The 2402-nt window shown below is 56.2% G+C and carries 2 pseudogenes; both read left to right on the top strand.

Annotated features, from left to right (window positions below):
* Positions 1-509: pseudogene (locus QMX89_RS22560) on the top strand (hypothetical protein); the annotation flags it as partial.
* A 130-nt stretch (positions 510-639) separates the two neighbouring features.
* Positions 640-2402, top strand: a pseudogene (locus QMX89_RS22555) (hypothetical protein); the annotation flags it as partial.

Here is a 2402-nt window from a genome sequence, read left to right as displayed (position 1 = left end):
AGGCGGATCCGCAAGCCACCTATACGGTTATGGTCAGATGGGTCCATGAGGGGCTTGTCTACCATTCCGACATTGTGGAAACGACTGTCCCCCGCACGTTGGACTTCCAGATTCCGCGCCTTGAAGTGATCGATGTGATTGGATCCTACGCCGACATCAACTACACGGTCTATGGCAATGGTCTGCGTCTGTCGTCCAATGTCCGCCGGCTGTATGTCACGGGACAAGACATCGCGCTACCAGCACCCCGATTCAATTCCGCGAGCAATGAAGTCACGGTGCTCTATCCTGCACAACTTGATGGGCATCGGGTGACAGTACGGTGGACTGGAGTGACCACCCATGAGACAGCCGAGCAGCCAGTGCAAACTGGGGTGATCGCACGCTTTCCTATCCCGGCGCAATGGCTGACGGAAAACGCGGGCAACGTCGTGCTCATCAACTACAGCGTCTTACGCAGAACAGGTGAGTTGAAACTGTTTTCGCGGTTGCTGCGCCTGCAACTTTGACAACAGCCTCGTAGAGGCTCGCCAGGCCCTTGCTCTGTTGAATGAACCGCCCGGTAGTGCTTTGTCAACTACCGGAGCGGTGCAAATTGCTGCGCCACTCTTCGCTGGAAGTGTATGAAAGGAATGCATCATGAGTAAGCATCTGAGTTGTCGAGTGCTGCTGTGTGTATTGTTGAGCCTGGTTGGCTGTACGGATGGTTTCAATAAACTCGAACAGCCTGTGGCTGGGGCCAGCAGCACAACGCACGTAGATTCGACGAATCGCGCTTACCCACTTTTCAGCGTCGAGGAAATCTATAACGGTAAAGTTCATGTCGATACGGTCACAAGCGTTGCCCACGTGCGGGTGCGTTCACCCGACATGGCTCCAGGCGATACGCTCAAGGTGTATTGGCCAGGCGTCACGTCTCAAAGTACAGCGGTTCAAACCGCTACTGGTTCCAACCCGCTGGTGTTTGAACTCCCGGTAGCCTGGCTGCGGGCAAACGTGGGACGGACGGTCGATCTGTATTACACCTACAAGATCAACGGTGTGGGCGAATCCCTGCGTTCTGCACCGCTGCCGGTGCAGGTGGTCGACAGCGATTCTGTGTTTTCCGTGGATGGGGTGGTCGATAACACGCTCAACCTCAGTGCCGTGGATGCAACAGCCACCGCTCGCGTCAGTTACCCTGGGATGAACAACCAGGACACGGTGAAAGTGTACTGGGTCGGTACCCGTAGTCACTCGACGATCATTCAGACAGCCGCAGGGCCTGCGCCCCTTGATTTTGAATTGCCCAAGGCGTGGCTGCAGGAAAGTCAGGACACCACGGTAACGCTTTACTACACCTATAAGGTGGGCGGAGTGGGCACTACGGTACGCTCTGGAAATATCAGTGTGTCCATTGTTTCCGAGACTATCGAGCAGGGTCGGCTGGTTGCCGAAGCATTGAACAGGCGCTATACCGACACCCGCAACGACTGCAACGGCAAGGCGGCGTATTTCTGCAACGGTGTCTTCATGCGCGCGACGAGCGCGACAACCCGCTATCACTCATGGGACCCCAGCCCTACAGCGAACAGGATCGGGGGCATATCTTTTTCCTACTTACGGCGAGACCTTGGCATTGCCAGGTTCATCGCAGGAGAAACGCAGGGATTGATATTTAAGAACAATACTGCCAGTGCTCATGATGGCCAGCGTGATGTAAGGTTGCTGTGCTCATACCCAAGTGATGCCGGAACGTCTAACAGAGGGACGCTAAAAGGATGCGGTCCGCACGTCTCACACCCCACAGATAGTGGCCCTTGTGCCACCCAAATTCCTCCGGTCGACACTATTGAACGTTGGAAAACCCATTACAACGCTGCGGGGGGGAGCGGATCATATTCGTCGCGTAATAGACATCAATGTTCGTTCGGTGCCGACCCTGCCGCCTTTGCCTTGAGCCTGGCGGTACGGGATCATTTTCTGGTAGCCAGCGAAGAACGGCCTTATCACAACGAGGTCATGCTCGAAACCTGGCCAACCGGCACGACAACTGCGCTGCCTCTGGAGGCCGTGTTCTATCTTTCCCAGCAGACCCGTGAAGTAGGCCTGGCAGGGGCACAACTCATACAACGTGACTACTTCGATGTAACGGGCCACGTCATTCCATTGACTCAGGTCAACCTGAATGCTGACTCCCCCTACAGCTTCAATATCAGCGAGCAGGCCGTTACCCCACCCGCCGCTGAAATCCACCCAGCAATCACCAGTGTGCGGGACTCCGGCAAAGAGCTGAGCCAAGGATCGTCGACCACTGACACGGTGGTCACGGTTACCGGGGCAGCCATGGCCGGGCAGAGTGTGGAGCTTTTCGACGGTCAGACCTCCAAAGGCGCTGTCACGGTGGGCAGCAATGGCGAGTG

Source organism: Pseudomonas sp. PS01301 (assembly GCF_029960215.1).
GTDB lineage: Bacteria > Pseudomonadota > Gammaproteobacteria > Pseudomonadales > Pseudomonadaceae > Aquipseudomonas > Aquipseudomonas coleopterorum.
Note: the sequence above shows the minus strand (reverse complement) of the source record. Positions and strands in the feature narration are given on the sequence as shown.